The sequence below is a fragment of the Ruegeria meonggei genome (assembly GCF_042768335.1).
Taxonomy (GTDB): Bacteria; Pseudomonadota; Alphaproteobacteria; order Rhodobacterales; family Rhodobacteraceae; genus Ruegeria; species Ruegeria meonggei.
Window position 1 is genome coordinate 3843832 of sequence record NZ_JAXHBT010000001.1, and the last position, 14959, is coordinate 3858790.

20 protein-coding genes are annotated in these 14959 nt (G+C 57.4%); 13 read left to right on the plus strand and 7 right to left on the minus strand.

Annotated elements, in window-relative coordinates; translation table 11 throughout:
• Nucleotides 1-7: 7 nt before the first annotated feature.
• The 6 genes from SJY13_RS19160 to SJY13_RS19185 form a co-directional block, all read right to left on the minus strand.
• Nucleotides 8-631, minus strand: coding sequence for a trimeric intracellular cation channel family protein (locus tag SJY13_RS19160; protein ID WP_085824448.1), 624 nt, complete (start codon nt 629-631; stop codon nt 8-10).
• The gene (gene rnhA / locus SJY13_RS19165; protein WP_085824449.1) at nt 628-1095 is read right to left on the minus strand and encodes a ribonuclease HI; all 468 of its coding nucleotides are present in this window, start codon (nt 1093-1095) and stop codon (nt 628-630) included. The genes SJY13_RS19160 and rnhA overlap by 4 nt, the downstream gene beginning before the upstream one ends.
• On the minus strand, nt 1088-1672 hold the full coding sequence (locus SJY13_RS19170) for a class I SAM-dependent DNA methyltransferase (protein WP_377193189.1): 585 nt from the start codon (nt 1670-1672) through the stop codon (nt 1088-1090). The genes rnhA and SJY13_RS19170 overlap by 8 nt, the downstream gene beginning before the upstream one ends.
• Nucleotides 1669-2121, minus strand: a complete 453-nt coding sequence (locus SJY13_RS19175) for a DUF3429 domain-containing protein (RefSeq protein ID WP_377193191.1) — start codon at nt 2119-2121, stop codon at nt 1669-1671. The genes SJY13_RS19170 and SJY13_RS19175 overlap by 4 nt, the downstream gene beginning before the upstream one ends.
• A complete protein-coding gene (gene ispH, locus SJY13_RS19180) occupies nt 2118-3068 on the minus strand; it encodes a 4-hydroxy-3-methylbut-2-enyl diphosphate reductase (RefSeq protein ID WP_377193193.1) in 951 nt (316 codons plus the stop codon). The genes SJY13_RS19175 and ispH overlap by 4 nt, the downstream gene beginning before the upstream one ends.
• A gap of 191 nt (nt 3069-3259) precedes the next feature.
• A complete protein-coding gene (locus SJY13_RS19185; RefSeq protein ID WP_085824452.1) occupies nt 3260-3832 on the minus strand; it encodes a LabA-like NYN domain-containing protein in 573 nt (190 codons plus the stop codon).
• A 138-nt stretch (nt 3833-3970) separates the two neighbouring features.
• Here SJY13_RS19185 and folK point away from each other — a divergent pair, with 138 nt between their 5' ends.
• The 13 genes from folK to SJY13_RS19250 all read left to right on the plus strand — a co-directional run bounded on the left by folK (nt 3971) and on the right by SJY13_RS19250 (nt 13458).
• On the plus strand, nt 3971-4540 hold the full coding sequence (gene folK / locus SJY13_RS19190; protein WP_377193195.1) for a 2-amino-4-hydroxy-6-hydroxymethyldihydropteridine diphosphokinase: 570 nt from the start codon (nt 3971-3973) through the stop codon (nt 4538-4540).
• A gap of 94 nt (nt 4541-4634) precedes the next feature.
• Complete coding sequence (gene rpoZ / locus SJY13_RS19195) at nt 4635-4988, plus strand: DNA-directed RNA polymerase subunit omega (RefSeq protein ID WP_377193197.1); 354 nt, start codon at nt 4635-4637, stop codon at nt 4986-4988.
• Between the two features lie 26 nt (nt 4989-5014).
• Nucleotides 5015-7147 (plus strand): RelA/SpoT family protein, encoded by a 2133-nt coding sequence (locus SJY13_RS19200; protein ID WP_377193199.1) that lies wholly within the window; start codon nt 5015-5017, stop codon nt 7145-7147.
• A gap of 17 nt (nt 7148-7164) precedes the next feature.
• Nucleotides 7165-7863, plus strand: coding sequence for a DUF2062 domain-containing protein (locus SJY13_RS19205; RefSeq protein ID WP_377193201.1), 699 nt, complete (start codon nt 7165-7167; stop codon nt 7861-7863).
• A complete protein-coding gene (locus SJY13_RS19210; protein WP_085824457.1) occupies nt 7856-8602 on the plus strand; it encodes a pyridoxine 5'-phosphate synthase in 747 nt (248 codons plus the stop codon). Before SJY13_RS19205 ends, SJY13_RS19210 begins: the two co-directional genes overlap by 8 nt.
• The gene (locus SJY13_RS19215; protein ID WP_085824458.1) at nt 8599-9222 is read left to right on the plus strand and encodes a LysE family translocator; all 624 of its coding nucleotides are present in this window, start codon (nt 8599-8601) and stop codon (nt 9220-9222) included. Before SJY13_RS19210 ends, SJY13_RS19215 begins: the two co-directional genes overlap by 4 nt.
• Before the next feature lie 96 nt (nt 9223-9318).
• Nucleotides 9319-9750 carry an ABZJ_00895 family protein gene (locus SJY13_RS19220; RefSeq protein WP_377193203.1) on the plus strand — a complete coding sequence of 144 codons (432 nt, stop codon included), beginning with the start codon at nt 9319-9321 and terminating at the stop codon, nt 9748-9750.
• Between the two features lie 133 nt (nt 9751-9883).
• A complete protein-coding gene (locus SJY13_RS19225) occupies nt 9884-10381 on the plus strand; it encodes an ABZJ_00895 family protein (RefSeq protein WP_377193205.1) in 498 nt (165 codons plus the stop codon).
• Nucleotides 10382-10454: 73 nt separating this feature from the next.
• Nucleotides 10455-10874: a hypothetical protein gene (locus SJY13_RS19230; RefSeq protein WP_377193207.1), complete on the plus strand. Its 420-nt coding sequence runs from the start codon at nt 10455-10457 to the stop codon at nt 10872-10874.
• Entirely contained in the window at nt 10871-11290 is a 420-nt protein-coding gene (gene acpS / locus SJY13_RS19235; protein ID WP_085824462.1) for a holo-ACP synthase, read from the plus strand. The genes SJY13_RS19230 and acpS overlap by 4 nt, the downstream gene beginning before the upstream one ends.
• 56 nt (nt 11291-11346) lie before the next feature.
• Entirely contained in the window at nt 11347-12186 is an 840-nt protein-coding gene (gene lepB / locus SJY13_RS19240) for a signal peptidase I (protein ID WP_377193209.1), read from the plus strand.
• Nucleotides 12183-12860, plus strand: coding sequence for a ribonuclease III (rnc, locus tag SJY13_RS19245; RefSeq protein ID WP_377193211.1), 678 nt, complete (start codon nt 12183-12185; stop codon nt 12858-12860). The genes lepB and rnc overlap by 4 nt, the downstream gene beginning before the upstream one ends.
• A gap of 52 nt (nt 12861-12912) precedes the next feature.
• Nucleotides 12913-13458 (plus strand): GNAT family N-acetyltransferase, encoded by a 546-nt coding sequence (locus tag SJY13_RS19250; RefSeq protein WP_377193213.1) that lies wholly within the window; start codon nt 12913-12915, stop codon nt 13456-13458.
• Here the strand turns inward: SJY13_RS19250 and SJY13_RS19255 are convergent.
• Nucleotides 13442-14878, minus strand: a complete 1437-nt coding sequence (locus tag SJY13_RS19255) for a multicopper oxidase family protein (RefSeq protein WP_377193215.1) — start codon at nt 14876-14878, stop codon at nt 13442-13444. The genes SJY13_RS19250 and SJY13_RS19255 overlap by 17 nt on opposite strands.
• Nucleotides 14879-14959: the final 81 nt, after the last annotated feature.

Genomic DNA, 14959 nt, shown 5'->3' on the forward strand with positions numbered 1-14959 from the left:
GCTGTACTCAGGAACGCGGCGGGCGGCTTTTGTAGACGGGAAGCTTCCAGCCAAACAGCAGCGATCCTGCCCGTAAAACCCAGCAGATCATCGCGCAGGCTGCCAATGTTGCCAATTCGTCAAAGCCCAGACGCGCAGCCAGCACTGCGGTCATCGCACCCGCAAGCGCGCAAGAGACATACAGTTCGCCTTGTTTCAGGACCAACGGCACCTCGTTACAAACCACATCGCGCATCAGCCCGCCCAGGCATCCGGTGGTGACCCCCATCAGCACCACGATTGTTCCGGATTGGTCCAGCGACAACGCTGCGGCGCTGCCAGCTGCCACCGCGATGGAAAGCGCGAAACTGTCCAGCCAAACCAGCCAGTTATAGCGGCTTTCAACCAGATGGGCGGTAAAGAAAACCAGCACCGCAGCGCCGACAGCGATCAGGATATACGCAGGCTGGCCAACCCAAAACACCGGGTGCCGGTCCAGCAGCAGATCGCGCACCGTGCCGCCGCCCACAGCCGTCAAACAGGCGATGAAAGCAAAACCGACCAGATCCAGTTGCGCGCGGCTGGCCACCAACGCGCCCGTCAGCGCAAAAACCAGAACCGAGGCATAGTCCAGCAGCGCAAGCCCGCTCACGCTTGCGCCTTTTTTGGCTTAAAGGGGGCCATGCCCGCGCGGGCCAGCTCATCCGCCTTTTCATTTTCTGGATGCCCGGCATGGCCTTTGACCCATTCCCAGGTCACGTCGTGGCGAGTTTGTGCCTCGTCCAGGCGCTGCCACAGATCGACATTCTTGACGGGCTTTTTGTTCGAGGTTTTCCAGCCGTTCCTCTTCCACCCGAAAATCCATCCGGTGACGCCGTTCTTTACATAGGCGCTGTCCGTGACGACGATAACCTTCGACGCCCGCTCTAGTGTTTCAAGTGCGTTGATGGCGGCCAGCAGTTCCATCCGGTTGTTTGTGGTTTCAGCCTCACCACCGCAAAGTTCACGCTCTTTCAGGACGGTGTCGCCCTCGATTGCGCGCAGAAGAACGCCCCAGCCACCGGGGCCGGGATTACCAGAACAGGCACCATCGGTATAAGCAAACAACTCAGGCATGGGCCAGCACCAGAATGAAGCCGTCATACGACCCGGCCAACCCTCTGCCCATGCCAGTGGTTATGCGGTCGATCGTGAACCCCGCCGCAGCCAACGCCTCTTCGATCTCGGTCTGTGAGAAATAGGTGTAGTACCGATCCAGATCGTCGCGGTGTTCGCCTGTGCCCAGTTTCAGGCCAAGGAAAAAGACGCCCCCGGGTTTCAGGGCCTGGCGGATGGCTGCCAGGTGGCGCGGAAAATCTTTGCGAGGGGCATGTAGCAGCGAAAAACTGGCATACACGCCGTCATATTCGGCAACTTCTGTGACATCATCGAATGTGCCCAGATGGGCGTCGACGCCATTCTCGCGTGCGTGTTGGACAAAAGCCGGGGTTGCGTCCAGCGCCCGCACGGTGAGACCTTCGCGCAGGAAAAACGCGCTGTCCGAGCCGGGGCCGGACCCCAGATCAAGAACATGACCCTCACCCACAGCTTCTGCAAAAGCCAAACGCGACTCGATCTGTTCCGGGGGCAGGGGGATGCTCAGATAGGCGGAGACGCGGCTGGAATAGGCGTCAATCGTTTTCTGGTCAGTCACAGGTATACTCCGACAGCAAGGCATATCAGGACAATAGTGGTCAATAATAGACGCAGTCTGAGCCACCATACCGGAGTTAGTCGCCAATATGAAAAGACAGCGTCCAATATCAGCAAACCGGCAAAGCCATACATCAGATTGATGCCGGTGCTGACTGGCCCGCCACCGGTCTTGAAGAAAACCCAAAGCGCAGGAAGCACTGACAGCGCATAGCAGGTTGCCGCCTTGCTACCTGACGTTTTGGTGGCAAAGCCCCACAAGACACCGGACATAAAGCTCAGGATCACCGAGCCGTAGAATAGCTGGACGTAAGGCCCCACAAATCGCGACCCAAGCGTCTGTCTGCCCCAGTCGTTCAAATCGCCGTTCAGATAGGTCAGCGCGCCCCAAACAAATGGGATGAGCCCTGCCAGCCCAAGGTATAGCGGGGCTTTCGGGATACCGCTCATGCGGGTTGCCTCAGCACGCGCGGCACCTTGAATTCAACATTTTCAACTGCGGTTTCGACCAGTTCGACAGTGACATCGTAATGGTCGCGAAAGGCGTCGATCACCTCAGTGACCAGCACTTCGGGGGCCGATGCGCCCGCGGTGACTGCGACAGAGGAGATGCCTTCAAGCGCCCGCCAGTCAATCTCGGTGGCGCGTTGTACCAGCTGCGCATAGTTGCACCCGGCGCGCGATGCGACCTCGACCAGACGGCGGGAGTTTGATGAGTTGGGCGCGCCGACCACCAGCAAAGCGTCGGACTTCGGTGCAACCTCTTTCACGGCTTCCTGCCGGTTGGTGGTGGCATAGCAGATATCTTCTTTATGCGGGCCGACAATGGCCGGAAAACGGGCCTCAAGCGCTGCAATGATGTCCTTGGTGTCGTCCACCGACAGTGTGGTCTGGGTGACAAAGGCCAGCATTTCCGGGTTGCGGACCTGCACGTTGGCCACGTCTTCGACGGTCTCGACCAAAAGGACCTCACCATCGGGCAGCTGGCCCATGGTTCCAACGGTTTCGGGGTGTCCCTTGTGACCGATCATGATCATCTGCAACCCGGCCTCGGCGTGGCGCTGGGCCTCGACATGGACTTTGGACACCAGCGGGCAAGTTGCGTCGACATAGATCATCTCGCGCTTGGCGGCGCTGGCCGGTACGGATTTCGGCACGCCATGGGCCGAGAAAATCACCGGGCGGTCATCGGGGCATTCGTCCAGTTCCTCGACAAATACGGCCCCTTTGGCGCGCAGCCCGTCAACCACAAATTTGTTGTGCACAATCTCATGGCGCACAAACACCGGCGCGCCCCATTTCTGCAGCGCCATCTCGACGATCTTGATCGCCCGGTCAACACCGGCGCAGAATCCACGAGGGGCGGCAAGGTACAAGGTCAGCGGGGGCTTGGTCATGTCAGGGTCTCCATAAGGCCACAGGTAAGTCTTTTCCCGGCCTTGGTCCAGACAGGAGCGCGTCATTTACCTGACATGAATCGATGTTAGCCAATGGGTGTTTCAGCACCTAATCATTAATTAAAGAAGCGCGGCCAGGGTGGTGCATCCTGACCGCGCTAGTTCTTCCCCCGGCAGTGAGTGGCCGGGTCTTATTGTACGCCAGCTGCGACGCTGCGCGGTTCCATGGGCATTTCGCGCGGAGGCCGGCCAATCACGTCGCGCAGGTCCTCCAGTTCGATGAAGTTGTCGGCCTGGCGGCGCAGCTCATCGGAAATCATCGGGGGCTGGCTGCGAATGGTCGACACGACCGAAACGCGCACGCCCTGACGCTGCAGGCTTGCGATCAGCGGGCGGAAATCCCCATCGCCCGAAAACAGCACGATATGATCGACCCGCGGTGCCAGTTCCATGGCATCGACAGTCAATTCGATATCCATGTTACCTTTGACTTTCCGACGCCCCATGCTGTCGGTGTATTCCTTGGCCGGTTTAGTCACCATGGTGAAGCCGTTGTAGTGCAGCCAGTCAACCAAGGGACGGATCGGCGAATACTCGTCGTTTTCCAATAGCGCTGTATAGTAAAAAGCCCTGAGCATCTTGCCGCGACGCATGAATTCCTGACGCAGCAATTTGTAGTCTATATCAAACCCCAGTGCTTTTGCGGCTGCATAAAGATTCGAGCCGTCGATGAACAGCGCTAGCCGTTCGTCTTTATAAAACATAAATAGATCCTTCCGGTACAAACCAGCGCGCCGGGTGTTAGGTGAGTGGCTAAGAAATAAGCAGAGCGCTGATAAGCCCATAATTAGGGCATTTATTATGTATCGCAAGTATGCAATTCGCCGAATATTGGGAGCAGAATGAGCAATTTTTCGTCAGAAGCGGTCATCGCCTTGGGTGCAAATCTCAGTTTGAGAGGTGTTGAACCCAAGGTGACACTTCAAAACGCCATTGACGCGATTTCGCGTCAGGGGGTGGTGATTCGCGCCGTCAGCCGCTTTTTTGAAACCCCCTGTTTTCCTGCTGGGGCCGGGCCGGACTACATCAACGCGGCAGCTTTAGTCGACACCCATAAATCCCCGGCGGAGCTGCTGCAGCTCCTGCATGCAGTTGAACATGAGTTTGGCCGCGAACGGGTTCAGCGCTGGGGGATGCGCACGCTGGATCTGGATTTGGTAGGCTTTGGCGACCAGGTTCTACCGGACCTCGCCGAATTTAACCGATGGCTCGTTCTGTCGCCCGAAGCGCAACGGCAAGAGGTTCCGGGCCAGTTGATCCTGCCACATCCCCGACTGCAGGACCGTGCCTTTGTCCTGGTTCCGATGGCGGATGTGGCGCCGGACTGGCGCCATCCTGTGCTGGGCCGGACGGTTACGGAAATGCTCTCTGACCTGTCTGCCGAAGACATTGCGGCGGTCACCCCTGTGTGAAGGGTGCAATTGCGGCATTTCTTGCTTGTCAAGGCGGGGATTCGCGCTTAGATAAACCTCTTCCTGACATGGATTCAGTAACGGAGAGCGCCCAATGGCCCGCGTGACGGTAGAAGATTGTGTTGACAAGGTTCCGAACCGGTTTGAACTGGTGATGCTGGCCGCCCACCGGGCGCGCGAGATTTCCGCCGGTGGTCCGATCACCGTCGATCGCGACAACGACAAGAACCCTGTCGTATCGCTGCGCGAGATTGCTGATGAAACGCAAAGCGCCGATGACCTGCGCGAGCGTCTGATCGAGGCGAACCAGACCCAGATCGAGGTCGACGAGCCCGAAGAAGATCAGATGGCACTGCTAATGGGTGCCGAGTTGGACAAGCCTGCCGATGACGATATGTCCGAAGAGAAGCTGTTGCGCGCTCTGATGGAGGCTCAAGGCCAGGGGTAATTCCCAAACACGAAGGTGCGGACCGGATGATTTCTCCTGACGATCTGATTGCGCTGGTCCGCAACTACAACCCTAAGACAAATGCTGATCGCATCGCCCGGGCTTATGAGTTCGGCAAACAAATGCATGACGGCCAGCTTCGCCATTCCGGCGAGCCCTACTTTACCCATCCCGTTGCCGTTGCCGCTATCCTGACCGAACAGCGTCTGGATGATGCGACCATTATTACCGCGCTGTTGCACGACACGATCGAAGACACCAAAGCCAATTACGGCAAAGTGTCCGAGCTGTTTGGGGAAGAAGTCGCCAAGCTGGTCGATGGCGTCACCAAGCTGACCAATCTGCAGCTGTCCAGCCGTGAAACCAAACAGGCCGAGAACTTTCGCAAGCTGTTCATGGCGATGTCCAAGGATCTGCGGGTGATCCTGGTGAAACTGGCCGACCGGCTGCACAACATGCGCACGATCAAGGCAATGCGGCCCGAGAAACAGGTCGTCAAAGCGCGTGAAACGATGGATATCTATGCGCCGCTTGCAGGCCGCATGGGGATGCAATGGATGCGGGAAGAGCTGGAAGACCTCGCCTTCCGTGTTCTGAACCCCGAAGGCCGCCAGTCAATCATCCGCCGCTTTATCACTTTGCAGCGCGAAACCGGTGACGTGATCCACCGCATTACCGGTGATATGCGGCACGAGCTGGAAAAGGCCGGGATTGAGGCCGAGGTATTCGGCCGTGCCAAAAAACCTTACTCGATCTGGCGCAAGATGCAGGAAAAGGACCAGGGCTTCTCGCGCCTGTCTGACATCTATGGTTTCCGCATCATTACCCGATCTGAGGAAGATTGTTATCGCACCCTGGGCGCTATCCACCAGCGCTGGCGTGCGGTGCCGGGTCGGTTCAAGGATTATATCAGCCAGCCCAAATCGAACGGTTACCGCTCGATCCATACCACGGTGTCTGGGCGTGACGGTAAACGGGTCGAGGTGCAGATCCGCACCCGCCAAATGCACGATGTCGCCGAAACCGGGGTTGCGGCGCATTGGTCGTATCGAGACGGTGTACGTTCGGAAAACCCGTTTGCGGTGGACCCGGCCAAGTGGATCGCCAACCTGACCGAACAGTTCGACAGCGAAGAGGATCACGAAGACTTCCTCGAGGCCGTCAAACTCGAGATGTATTCCGACCAGGTGTTCTGTTTCACGCCCAAGGGCGATGTGGTCAAGCTGCCCCGTGGGGCAACGCCGATTGATTTCGCCTATGCGATCCACACTCGGATCGGACATGCCTGCGTTGGTGCCAAGGTGGACGGCATCCGCGTGCCGCTGTGGACTCGGATCAAGAACGGGCAATCGGTGGATATCATCACCGCCGACGGCCAGACGCCGCAGGTCACATGGCTGGAAATTGCGGTGACCGGTAAGGCCCGCACCGCCATTCGCCGGGCGTTGCGCGAAGTCGACCGCGAGCGATTCATCAAGCTGGGCAAGGAACTGGCCCGTTCCGGCTTTGAAAACGTTGGTCGCAAGTCGACGGACAAAGCGCTGGACACGGCTGCAAAGCACCTGCGCCTGAAGGATCGTCACGAATTGCTGGCTCGCCTTGGCAGCGCTGAACTGACAGCCCATGACGTGATCAGCGCTGTTTATCCCGAACTGACCCAGGACGAAGGAGACGCGATCCCCTTGCGCCGCGCGGTGATTGGCCTTGAACCGGGGCAGAAATTCGAACGCGCGCCTTGTTGTCAGCCGTTGCCGGGGGAACGCATCGTCGGCATCACCTATCGCGGCAAAGGTGTGGTTGTGCACGCCATCGATTGCGACCGCCTGTCCGATCACGAAAGCGAACCCGACCGCTGGGTCGACCTGCACTGGCATTCTGGCACCCACCCCGCTGTCTATGGTATGACGCTTGATCTGACCATCGGTAATGATGCCGGGGTGCTGGGGCGCATTTGCACATTGATTGGCGAGAAAAAGGCCAATATCTCGAACCTGGAATTCGTCGATCGCAAACCGGATTTTTACCGCCTTATGATCAGTGTCGAGCTGCGCGACCTGGAACAGTTGCATTCGTTGATGCTGATGCTTGAGGCCGAAAGTGACGTGGCTGCGGTTGAACGCTACAGGGACAGGTCCAAAACCGCTGTCGCGGCTGGCTGATAAAGGGGTGATCAGGAGTGGTATTTAAGCGCCGAGATCGACGCTCGCCTGTCCAGATTGCTTCGGAATTCGTCTACCCCCGTGGCGGATGGACCCGGGCCTTTCATTACGTCAAACACCGTGTTCGCCGCCTGCCGGATTCACCGGAACGCATTGCGCGCGGGATCGGGGCAGGGGTGTTTGCGGCATTTACCCCGTTTTATGGGCTGCATTTTGTGGTTGCTGCCCTGTGCGCGCGGCTGATCAATGGCAATATTCTGGCGGCGCTCAGCGGCACGTTTTTTGGCAATCCGCTGACCTATGTGCCCATCGGGGTTGTTTGCCTGCAAACCGGGCATTTCCTGTTGGGAACCGATTTTGAAGAAGGCGAAACGCATAGGCTGATGCGCACCTTCGCCAACGCCATTTATGATCTCAAGGACAACTTGGTCGCCCTGTTTACCGATCGCGTTGCGGATTGGCACGGGTTGGGCATCTTCTACCACGAGGTGTTCTATCCCTATCTTATCGGCAGCATTTTTCCCGGTCTTCTTGCCGCGGTGATCTGTCATTATCTCAGCCTGCCACTGATCCGCACGTACCAGCAGCGACGCCGCGCCCGGATCAAGGCGAAGTTCGAAGAAATCAAACGCTTGGCGGAATCCAAGACTGCCGTTTCTGTGACAAACCCACTAGGCTCGGGCCGGAAATCGGGAAAGGAATCGGGTGATGTCTGACAATCAACTGCGTCTGGGCGTAAACATCGACCACGTGGCAACCATTCGCAATGCCAGGGGCGGGGCTTACCCGGATCCGATGCGCGCGGCAAAACTGGCCGAAGAGGCGGGAGCTGACGGTATAACGGCGCATTTGCGTGAAGATCGGCGTCATATCGTAGACGAAGATATCGAAGCGCTGATGGACGCTCTGACTGTGCCGCTGAACTTTGAAATGGCAGCCACGCCCGAGATGCAGAAGATCGCACTGCGCCACAAGCCGCATGCCGTCTGCATCGTTCCCGAAAAGCGCGAGGAACGCACCACCGAAGGCGGGCTGGAAGTCGCGCGTGAAGAAAACAAGCTGGCCCATTACATCGCCCCGCTGCGCGAGGCTGGCTGTCGCGTGTCAATCTTTATCGCCGCCGACCAGCGTCAGATTGAGGCCGCCCACCGTATCGGCGCCGAGGTGATCGAACTTCATACCGGCGCTTATTGCGACGCGCATGCAGACGGTCATATGGATGAGGCCGCGCGTGAATTGGACGCCCTGCGCGACATGTCCGCTTTTGCTCATTCGCTGGGTCTCGAAGTGCACGCGGGCCATGGCCTGACCTACGACACGGTCAAACCCGTGGCGGTCTTTCCTGAAGTGCGTGAACTAAATATCGGCCACTTTCTGATTGGCGAAGCCATCTTCCGCGGTCTTACCCCAGCAATTTCTGAGATGCGCCGCCTTATGGATGAGGCGCGGGCGTGATCACCACAGGGTTTGTCGCCATCTGGTTGGCCTGGCTGATGGCCGGAGGGTCTCCCGGCCCTGCGACCATGGGTATCGCCGGAACCGCCATGAATGAGGGGCGCACCGCAGGCCTGGCCTTTGCGCTAGGCATCTGCGCGGGGTCGGCCATGTGGGGTGTTGCTGCTGCATTGGGACTGTCTGCGATTATGCTGGCCAATGTCTGGGTGTTTGAGGTGATCCGCTATTTTGGTGTGGCCTATCTGGGCTGGCTGGCGCTGAAAGCCCTGCGTCGCGCCATGAGCTCGGATGAGGTTGCGCTGGGCAACCCGGTCACCGGTTCACTGAGGGCGATCTTTGCCAAAGGCGCGGCTATTCACCTGACCAACCCCAAGGCGATCCTCAGCTGGGGATCGATCTATGCCATCGTGGCCCCAAATGACGCCAGCTTGTCGATGTTGTTGGGCTATTTCGGCCTGCTTTATGCCGGGTCGCTTTTTATCTTCATCGGCTACGCGTTCCTGTTCTCATCCGAACGCATGGTCCGCGCCTACCGCCGCGCCCGCCGCTGGTTCGACTTTGCGTTTGCAGGGTTCTTTGGAGTGGCGAGCTATAAGATCCTGACGGTGCGGTTGTCGTGAGTGAAAAGGTAGCCTACCGCAGGTGACAGACCACTGAAACAGGGCAGCTTTCCAGGTCGCTTTTAAAAACCTCCTAATCAACAAACAGAGTTAGACATGAGTTCGAGCATTCTCAGATTTTCACTTGTTTTCACTTTGGTCAGCATTGCTATCCCGTTGTTCGTTTTTGCGGCTAGCGCCGTGTTTGATGTCGATTTGTCTGGCAGCTTTGTTCACATGGTACCGTTTATAGCTGGGGCAATATTCGAGGGTCAGCGATATGCGCAGCAGTTTGACGAAATGCCAGCCAAGTCTGAAATGTGGAATGCGGCTCTTATTATGGCTTGCGTGGGAATGGTGATTTCTCTTGTTTGGGCGGCCTTGCTGTTTTTCGCGCTGCCTTCGTTGTCGGCCCCGCTTCGTGACATCCCTATTCTGTTTTTGGCTATCGGCTTTTGCGTGATTCTGCTTATTGCTTTTTTGATGTGTCGTGTGTTTGTCGCATTAGGGGCGCGCACGTACCTTAAAAACAGCAGGCGATCGACCTGATAGTCGCGTAGTTGTTGCCGCTGTCGGAGCCACCCCAAAAAAATCTGAACGTTTTATGGACACGTTCTAATCGTGCGATCAAATACCCAAATACCGGCACTGCCAAAACAGCGCACTAAGGTGAGACTATGCTATGAAAACACCAAGCCTTTGGCTCTTTGCCCTGTGGCTACTGCTAATCAGGTTTTCGCTGACATTGATGTTCGCGACAATTGAAATTCTGTTCAGGTATGATCTCACTCCACCGGGCATTCCGGTCATCTCAGCGGTATTGGCAGCTATGATCACAGCGCAGAGTTTTGCCCGCACGGCGCGCCGCACATTAAAGCTGCGGGAAATCGTGCGGTTTGCTGTTTTGGGCGCTTTCGTCTTTTACGTCGTAAACTGGACAGCGCTCCTTTTGATCGGGCAGGTGCTTCAATTCTACAGCAGCGCCTCGGAACTCAAAATGTCCCTTCTCGTTGAGGCGTATATGGCTTTTTACGCGCCTCCCCTACTGTATCGCACTCTGGCAATTGATATAATTTTGGTTTCTGCAGCGTTTATCGTGAATGCAGCGCTGGTGCCGCTTGCGGTGAAAACCGAACTGAAGGCCATGCAACGGGTTAAACGTAAAGAACAACCACAATGATCCTCAAGGCGATGCAGTGGTGAAGCCAATGAAGACCATATTGGCGACGAACGCAGAGGCCAAGCTGGATCGTTTGACCTTTGTTGCGTTCCTTTTTTCGGGACTGTCGTTTTTGTCGCTGATCAAATGGTGGTTTGATGTGACATGGCCCCTCGCAACGCTGCCTTTGGGGTTGGCCCTGGCGACGGCTGCGTTTTTTTATGGAGGCAAAGCGGGAACAAGGGGAAGGCAATGCGGACCATCGGTCAAAAGCTGGGTTCTTGCCCGGAAAATGATCTGGACCACCTTAGTTTGTGTGATCTGCGTTTTTGCGATTGCGTTGGTATTTGGGGATGCAGTTGCACCTAATTTTGGCTACCGGGCTTGGCTGTCTATTGGGCTAGAGCTTGTACTTTGCCTCGCCGTGTCGTTTGTCTTTTGTCGGTATGCATTTGTTGCCGGAGTAAATCGTGGGTACGCTGCCTTTTTGAAACAGGGAAATCGCAACCAATGATCCTCGGCATCGGCACAGACCTTGCGAATATCGATCGCATTCAGGGCACGCTTGATCGCTTTGGCGATCGCTTTCGCAACCGTGTCTTCACAGACATCGAACAGCACAAAGCGGAACGTCGCGCGGATACGGCGGGCACCTATGCCAAACGATGGGCCGCGAAAGAGGCGTGTTCCAAGGCATTGGGCACAGGTCTGCGGATGGGTATCGCCTGGCGGGATATGGCCGTCTCAAACCTTGATACCGGTCAGCCGGTGATGCAGGTGACCGGCTGGGCCGCGGAACGATTGGCAACGATGACGCCAGACGGGCACGAGGCGATCATTCACGTCACCCTGACCGATGATCACCCTTGGGCGCAGGCCTTTGTGGTGATCGAGGCGCGGCCACGCCAAGAAGGTGCTGCACAGCCTTGACTTGCCCCTGACCGACCCGCATGTAGCACCCAACAACGCAAGGACTGGAGAGCAGAATGGCCGAAGAAGCCAAAACCGGAAGTGGCATCTGGGAGACGATCAAAACCATCGTCTACGCACTGCTGATTGCGGGCATTTTCCGAACCCTGTTCTTTCAGCCTTTTTGGATTCCGTCAGGTTCGATGAAAGAGACCCTGCTGATCGGGGATTTCCTATTCGTCAACAAGATGGCTTATGGCTATTCGTATGCGTCGTGCCCCAGCCTGATCATTCCCAGAGTTGGTCTGAATATCGATGCCGAGGATGTTTGTGGCTGGATGAAGAGCGACGACAATTCCCGGATCTGGGGCGGTGAGCCTGCACGCGGCGACGTCATCGTTTTCCGCCATCCAGTAAGCGGGCGCGACTATATCAAACGGCTCATGGGCCTGCCGGGAGACCGCATTCAGGTCCGTAACGGCCAGGTCATCCTAAACGGTACGCCGGTTCCGCAACAGCCCGATGGTGTCTTCACCGAATTGTCAGAACCGCAGGGCCCGCAACGCCTGCGCCCGCGCTGTGAAAATGGACCAGTTGGTCTGGGCGGTCTTTGCGAAAAGTCCCGTTTGATCGAAACCCTGCCCAACGGCGTATCCTACGACGTGCTGAATATTGGCGAGCAGGGCTCCGACGATACCGGCATCTACACCGTGCCCGAAGGCCATTATTTCTTTATGGGGGACAACCGCGACAATTCCAGCGACAGCCGTGTACCGCAATCTGCGGGTGGGGTCGGTTATGTGCCCTATGAAAACCTGATCGGCCGGGCCGACCGGATCATGTTCTCGTCCGCTGGCCGGTCGATGCTGTTCTTCTGGACTTGGCGCGGGGATCGCTTCTTTAAGGCGGTCAATTGAAGCTATCGGCTGAGATAAAAGCGTTCCAGAAGCGTTTGGGGTATGAATTCAAAGATCCTGAACTGCTGGTGCGCGCACTGACCCATGGCTCGGTGTCCTCAGCAACGCGACCTGATAACCAACGGCTGGAGTTTCTGGGCGATCGTGTCTTGGGCCTTGTTATGGCCACTGCGTTGCTTGAGGCAGACAAGAAAGCGTCAGAAGGGCAGTTGGCGCCCCGCTTCAACGCATTGGTTCGTAAAGAAGCCTGTGCCGACGTTGCTCGCCAGATTGATCTGGGTGAGGTCCTGAAACTCGGCCGGTCCGAGATGCTGTCGGGTGGCCGTCGAAAGCAGGCCCTGTTGGGCGACGCGATGGAGGCTGTGATCGCTGCCATCTACCGCGATGCCGGATTTGAGGCCGCAGGTGATGTGATCCTGGCACTGTGGGGCGACCGCATCCACAATGTTGAGGCCGACGCACGCGACGCAAAAACCGCGCTGCAGGAATGGGCGCAAGCGCGGGGGCAGAAGCCGCCCTCCTATGTCGAAGTAAGGCGCAGCGGCCCGGATCACGCCCCGATTTTCACCATTGCAGCCCGACTGCAGGACGGTACCGAAGCCCAAGCCACCGCTGGATCAAAGCGGCAGGCAGAACAAGCAGCCGCCAAGGCCCTGTTAGAGCGTTTGGGGTAATGTGTCGCTGCCTAGAAAAACTGATCGTTGTGGCCTGAACGGGCAGCACAATATGAAAATCAGACCTGCAATCCCTTCTGATGCTTCCAGCCTTGCAGCGCTGTCGATTGAGGTTTGGCTGGCCACTTATCAGCGTGATGGCATCGGCGCATTCTTTGCTAATTATGCCTTGAACGAATTCACCAGCCAACGCGCCAAGGCGCGCATCGCCGATCCAACAGAATTTCTAGCCGTACTAGAGGCGGGATCAGGGTTGATTGGGTATGTCGCCGTCGCGACTGATAGAACGCCTCCGCTGCCCGGTGTAGGTGGCCCGGAAATCTCAACCCTCTATGTTCAGCCGAGACACCAGGGCAAAGGCGTTGGCAAGGCGCTGCTGAACACCGCGCTACAACACTGCCGTGAACTTGGTGGTGAAAGAACCTGGCTCACCACCAATTCCGAGAACACACCCGCGATTGATTTTTACCTGTCACAGGGTTTCGAACATATCGGCACCACAAGCTTTCGGATCCAGGATCAGGCCTATCCCAACCATGTGCTTGAACTTGATTTGCGCCAGGATCGGGCAACAGGAGCCTTTAGATCACCCGAATAAACTCTGTCAGCCCGGTTTTCTGATGCTCGATCACATGGCAATGAAAGGCCCAGTCGCCGGGATTGTCCGCAACCAGCGCGATCTCTACCACCTCATCCTTTAGCAGCAGCATGGTATCAGTCATCAAAGGCGGCAGTTTTCGCTGGTTCGAGCGGATCGGCTTGAAGGCCAAACCATGCAGGTGGATCGGATGTGTGTTGGGGGATTCGTTGCGCAGGCGCAGCACATAGGTCTTGCCCATTTTCAAAATCGCCAAAGGACCCACATCCTGCGCCGCATCCCCTGGCCAAGGTTTGCGATTTATTGACCAGAAGTTATACCCGAGCGTGCCACAAAAACCGTTATCCGGAATGCCGCCTTCTGGCGTCCAGCCAAAAACAAACTCATGCAGTTCAGCATTGGCCAAATCGGGTTTGGCAACCGGATTGGCGGGCAGGGGGCGCAACTCACGCAGATCCCGAGCCTGCGATTGCCTTATGGCCCGCAGCCGTACCATCGCCCTGTGGGGTTGCCCCGGCAGTTTGACAATCAGATCGACGGTCTGACCTTCGTCCGTGGGCATCGCCACGGCAATATCGACGCGCTGCCCGGGTCCGACCAACAATGGCGTTTCTTTGACGGGCAGTGGCACCTCACCTTCGATCGGATGACCGTCCCAGGCGATGATCCGTGCGTCCGAGGCCGACAGATGCAGCTTGTAAGTCCGGGTTGTGTCCGTATTGACCACCCGCAAACGCACCAATCCCCCGGCCGCATGGTCATAGGTTGGGCTTTGCAGCCAATTCACAGTATGGACATTGCCGAAGGTTCCGGACCGCGCCGCGCCACGTTGGGTAAAGGCTGGTAAAAAGCTGCCGTCGTCATTCAGCCGGAAATCGCGCAGGTTTATGACCTGTTCGCTATCGAAGCCAGGGTTTTCAGGTTCGGCAATCACCATCACACCAGTCAAGCCATGCGCCATCTGTTCCATGGTCATGCAATGGGGGTGGTACCAGTAGGTGCCCGCATCCGGCGGTGTGAACTCATAGGTGAACAGCTCATTTTCGCCCATTGGCATCTGGGTCAGATAGGGCACTCCGTCCATCGCGTTGGGTATGCGCAGCCCATGCCAGTGCATGGCTGTGTATTCGGGCAGCGTATTGCGAACCGGCAACCGCATCACCTTGCCCTGCTTTCCGTACAGCACCGGCGGAGGTGCGTCCGGAGACAGGCTGACCATGCCATTGGTGATCTGGCCGCCGCGCAGCGCAAAACTGGCAGGCTGCAGGATCAGCTCTTTCACGTGGCTCGCTGCCACACCATAGCCCCCTATACCCAGCGCCCCTGCAGCGGTTGCGCTGCTCAAAAGAAACTCACGACGGTTCATGTCTACCTCGCGTAAAGGATCATCGCCTGGCTGGGTTTGGCGTGGCGCAGTCATAGTCCTGCCACCCTCTGCGCATGGCGGCAATGCGACAAATCCCTCTGGCCCGCCACGCCATTCTGCTATAGGGGTGCGCAC